At 61.9% G+C, this 4,794-nt stretch carries 4 protein-coding genes; 2 read left to right on the forward strand and 2 right to left on the reverse strand.

The annotated features are described in order from the left end of the window. Positions 1-687: acyl-CoA dehydrogenase domain-containing protein (locus PK789_RS04170; protein ID WP_324307226.1), on the forward strand; the 687-nt coding region annotated here is incomplete at its 5' end. A gap of 53 nt (positions 688-740) precedes the next feature. Here PK789_RS04170 and PK789_RS04175 read toward each other — a convergent pair. After that, complete coding sequence (locus PK789_RS04175; RefSeq protein WP_324307228.1) at positions 741-2,078, reverse strand: NTP/NDP exchange transporter; 1,338 nt, start codon at positions 2,076-2,078, stop codon at positions 741-743. Between the two features lie 123 nt (positions 2,079-2,201). Here PK789_RS04175 and PK789_RS04180 point away from each other — a divergent pair, with 123 nt between their 5' ends. Then, the gene (locus tag PK789_RS04180; protein WP_223626079.1) at positions 2,202-3,791 is read left to right on the forward strand and encodes a GMC family oxidoreductase; all 1,590 of its coding nucleotides are present in this window, start codon (positions 2,202-2,204) and stop codon (positions 3,789-3,791) included. Between the two features lie 76 nt (positions 3,792-3,867). Here the strand turns inward: PK789_RS04180 and PK789_RS04185 are convergent. Beyond that, a partial coding sequence (locus tag PK789_RS04185) for a glutamate--cysteine ligase (RefSeq protein ID WP_324307229.1) occupies positions 3,868-4,794 on the reverse strand: 927 nt, incomplete at its 5' end.

Raw genomic sequence — 4,794 nt, forward strand, 5'->3', positions numbered from 1 at the left:
ACCGATGTGTCACTGGGCGCGCTGGGTGGGCGCTTGAAGTTTAAAGAGTCGTTGTCGGGCCGTTTGGGTGATGTGCTCAGCCATTTGTACATGATGGGCGCGGTGCTCAAGCGCCACCATGACGAAGGCTGCCCAGACGCCGACAAGCCCCTGCTGGCGTGGGCCTTCCACAACAGTGCGTATGAAATCGAATTGGCACTGTCGCAGGCGTTGCGCAACTTCCCGATCAAACCGCTGGGCTGGTTGTTGTGGCCGGTGGTCTTCCCGTGGGGCCGCCGCGCCGTGGCACCCGGTGACCGCCTGTCGCATCGTGTAGCCAGCTTGCTGATGAACCCGAACGAGGCACGCGACCGCTTGGCTCACGGGGTGTTTTTGACCCCGGGTGCACACAACCCCGGCGGCCGCATCAACAGCTATCTGACCCGCGCCATTCTGGCCGAGCCGGTGGAACGCAAGTTCTTGAAGGCACTGAAAACCAAGGACATCGAGGCACTGGATTTTGCCTCGCAATTGGACGAAGGCGTGCGCGAAGGCTGGATCACGCAGGACGAACGCAAGCAATTGGAGGACCTGCGCGAGCTGACCATCGACACCATCAGTGTGGATGATTTCGATGCGCACGAATTACGCGCGGCCAGTTATTACGACCTCTCGCAACACCAGCGGCTGCCACGCGAAGCCGCGTGACCGGCGCTATCGACGCACAACGGCGGGCTTCGGCCCGCCGTTTTTGCATCCACTCATCGGCTTCTTGCCTCTGGCAGCTTCTTCGCCTCACCCACCACTTTCCATGCCCCCAGCGCGAACGCTGTCGCAACCACTGTGCCCGCGCCAAACACCACCGTGGAACCGAAGCCCGACAGCAGCTTGTGCACCCACACGAAGGTGAGGTCACCGCCGCGATAGATCACGGTGTCAATCGCCGCACCAGCCTTGTAGCGCCACTCGCGCGCAACCCGGGTGTAGATGGTTTCGCGTGCGGGTTTGTTCAAGGAAAACTCGCTGCTGCGGGTGATCACCTGTACCACCGCCACTAGCAGTGGTAATGGCGACGACGCCAACGCGGCGTAGCCAAGCACAATCGCACCGGCGGGAATCAACAGTGCCGGCGCAATTCCGAACCGCGACAGCAGGCGCCGCGTCACAAAGAGCTGGATCAGCAAGGTCAGGATATTCACCGCCAGATCAATCGTGGCGTAATAGGCGGTGGCGGCTTTCGGATCCGGGTAGAACTGGCGCACGATCGCGGCTTGTTCGTTGTACAGCAAGGTGCCCACGCCCACCCCGAAGATGCACAGCACCGCCATCCAGCGCAGCAACGGCTCTTGCAGCACCAGTTTCAAGCCAGCAAACACCGTGCCCCCCATCGGCACTTCGCCACTGACCAGTTTGCGCTGGGTTTCCCGCTGCACGGCATAACGCCGCAAGCGCAGCAGGCAACCAATGCACAGCACCAAAAATCCCGCCGACACCAGCATCAAATGCGCGATGCCGATGCGCTCCACTAATGCGCGGGTCAGGATTGGCCCGAGGATGGCGCCCACGGTGCCAGCCGCGCCGATATAACCGTAATAGCTACGCGCTTCGGTGTCTGACCACACATCGGCCATGAAGCTCCAGAACACCGCGACCGCAAACAAGTTGAATACCGTAATCCACAGGAAGAACGCCATCCCGCGCCCGGCAACGCCACTATCGAACAGGGCATAAAACCCCAGCAAGGTGACGATGAAAAACCCGTACACCGCCGGCAGGAAGACCCGCCGTGGCCAGCGGCTGACCACCCAGCCATACACCGGCTGCAATACCAGCATGATCAAGAAGGTGCAGGTGAATAGCACTTGCAGCTGCAATTCCTTGAGTGCGACGCCGTGCCTGGCAAACCAGCCAATCATCGCCGGCGGAAACAGGGCGTTGACGTCGCTGGATGCGCCCATCGCTTCACGTACCGGACGCAACACGTAATAGCCACACAGCAGGCAGAAGAAATACAAAAACGACCACAGCAGCGGCGGTGATTGCCGCAGTGCGGCCTTGAAGTGGCCCAATCGGCTGGAAGCGACGGCGGTGTCGGTCATGCGGGCCGATGGATAAGGCGTGGATGCGCAACGGTACCCGCAGACGCGGCAATTCGCCACCGAGCATTTACTCTAGCGCTGGCGCATAGCGTCAAAGCTTGAAGTCAATCAGGGCGGCGACCGTTGGACAGCACATACGACTACATCATCATCGGTGCCGGTTCTGCCGGCTGCGTGCTGGCCAACCGCCTCAGCGAAGACCCTACCGTCAAGGTGCTGCTGCTGGAAGCCGGCGGCCGCGACTGGCACCCATTTGTGCACATGCCGGCCGGGCTGGCCAAAATCGCCGGGCTGACCTCGATCAACTGGAACTACACCACCACCCCGCAGCCGCAGTTGGGTGGGCGCGTGCTGTGGTGCCCACGCGGCAAGCTGCTGGGCGGCTCCAGCTCGATCAATGCGATGTGCTACATCCGTGGCGTGGCGGGCGACTACGACGGCTGGGCCGCAGGCGGTGCCGACGGCTGGCACTGGGACAATGTGTTGCCCTACTTCAAACGTGCCGAAGGCAATAGCCGTGGCAGCGACGCCTGGCATGGCGGCAATGGCCCGCTGTCGGTCAGCGACCTGCGCCACGTCAACCCGTTGACGCGGGTGTTCATCGAAGCCGGCCATCAAGCCGGGCTGACCCTCAATGATGACTTCAACGGTGCGCGCCAGGACGGCGTGGGCTTGTATCAAGTGACCCAACGCGACGGCGCACGCTGCTCGGCCGCGGTGGCCTATCTCAACCCGGTCAAGTCGCGCCCCAACCTGAGCCTGCGCACCCATGCCACCGCCAGCCGAATCACCTTCGAGCACGGCCGCGCTACCGGCATCACCTGCAGCGTCAATGGGCAAGGCCATCATTTTGTCGCCAGTCGCGAAGTGATCTTGAGTGGCGGTGCGATCAATTCGCCGCAACTGTTGATGCTCTCGGGGATTGGCCCGGCCGATGCTCTGCGCAAGCTCGGGATTGACGTGGTGCTGGATGCCCCCGGCGTGGGCGCCAATCTGCAAGACCATCTGGATGTCACCACCCTGCAGCATTGCAGCAAGCCGATCAGCTACGACCGCATCAGCGAAGTGAAAACCGCGCTGCACTATTTCCTGGGCGGCCATCAAGGCCCCGGCACCAGCAATGTGGCCGAGGGTGCCGGCTTCTTCCGCTCATCGCTGGCCAGTGATGAGCGCTGCGATATCCAGTTGCATTTCATCCCGGCGATGATCGACGACCACGGCCGCAACCGCCTGCCCGGCGATGGCTACACCATGCATGCGTGCTTCTTGCGGCCACACAGCCGTGGCACGCTGCGGCTGGCCAGCAACCGCGCAGCAGATGCGCCGATCATCGACCCCAACTACCTGGGCGACCCCGAAGGCTTCGACCTGAAAATGTTGGTGGAATGCGCCAAGCTCAGCCAGGACATCCTTTCGCAACGCGCCTTCACCCCGTATCGCGGTGCGCCCATCTACCCAGCCCAACCTCCGCGCAGCGAAGCCGATTACATCGACTACGTGCGCCAGCGCGCCGAAACCGTGTACCACCCGATTGGCACCTGTCGCATGGGCAATGACGCAACCGCCGTGGTGGATCCGCAACTGCGCGTGCGCGGCGTGGACGGCCTACGCGTAGTGGATGCCTCGGTGATGCCCTGCCTGCCCAGCGGCAACACCAACGCGCCGACGATCATGATCGCGGAGCGGGCGGCGGATTTGATCAAAGCCGGATAAGGCCGCGGGATAACGTTATAGACGCTGCAGCCTGCGTGCTTGCAGCGTGTCAACACTTCTCCCCGCGTTGGCACGGTCAATAGGCATACTCGCCAAACAGTGGATCCACGCTGCCGCGCCAGTCGCCGTGAAACAGCGCAAGCTTGCGCTCGGCGGGGGTTTTGCCGGACTCGACAATCTCGATCAATTCATCGAGAAAGCGCGACTCATCGACGCCTTGGCTGTTGCGCATGGCGCGACGTTGCAGGCCGGCTACCGCGATCTTCACGGCCTCGCGCGCCAAATCGCACACCGTGCCGTTGCGGAACGGTAAACCCAGCGCGTATTTCGGCACGCCATCGCGCAGCGCATGGCGCTCGGCCAGCGAAAAATCCTTGACCAGATCCCAAGCGGCATCCAGCGCCACATCGTCATACAGCAGGCCTACCCAAAATGCCGGCAGCGCGCAGATGCGCCCCCACGGGCCGCTATCGGCACCGCGCATTTCCAAAAACTTTTTCAGGCGTACTTCGGGGAAGGCGGTGGTCATGTGGTCGTTCCAGTCGCGCAAGGTGGGCAGCGCGCCCGGCAGCACATCGAGTTCACCTTTGAGGAATTTACGAAACGACTTACCACTGGCATCGTGATAGATGCCATCGCGATAAGAAAAATACATCGGCACATCGAGCAAATAATCGACGTAACGCTGGTAGCCAAACCCATCTTCGAACACGGAATCCAGCATCCCGGTGCGGTCGGGGTCGGTATCGGTCCAGATGTGTGAGCGGTAGCTCAGGTAGCCATTGGGTTGGCCTTCGGTGAATGGTGAATCAGCAAACAGCGCGGTGGCAATCGGCTGCAACGCCAGCGAGACACGGAATTTTTTCACCATGTCGGCTTCGGAGGCGTAATCCAGATTCACCTGCACGGTGCAAGTGCGGGTCATCATGTCCAGCCCCAGATTGCCGACCTTGGGCATGTAGTCGCGCATGATCCGATAGCGACCCTTGGGCATCCACGGCAT

It is taken from the genome of Thermomonas sp. (genome assembly GCF_035369645.1).
Taxonomy (GTDB): domain Bacteria; phylum Pseudomonadota; class Gammaproteobacteria; order Xanthomonadales; family Xanthomonadaceae; genus Thermomonas.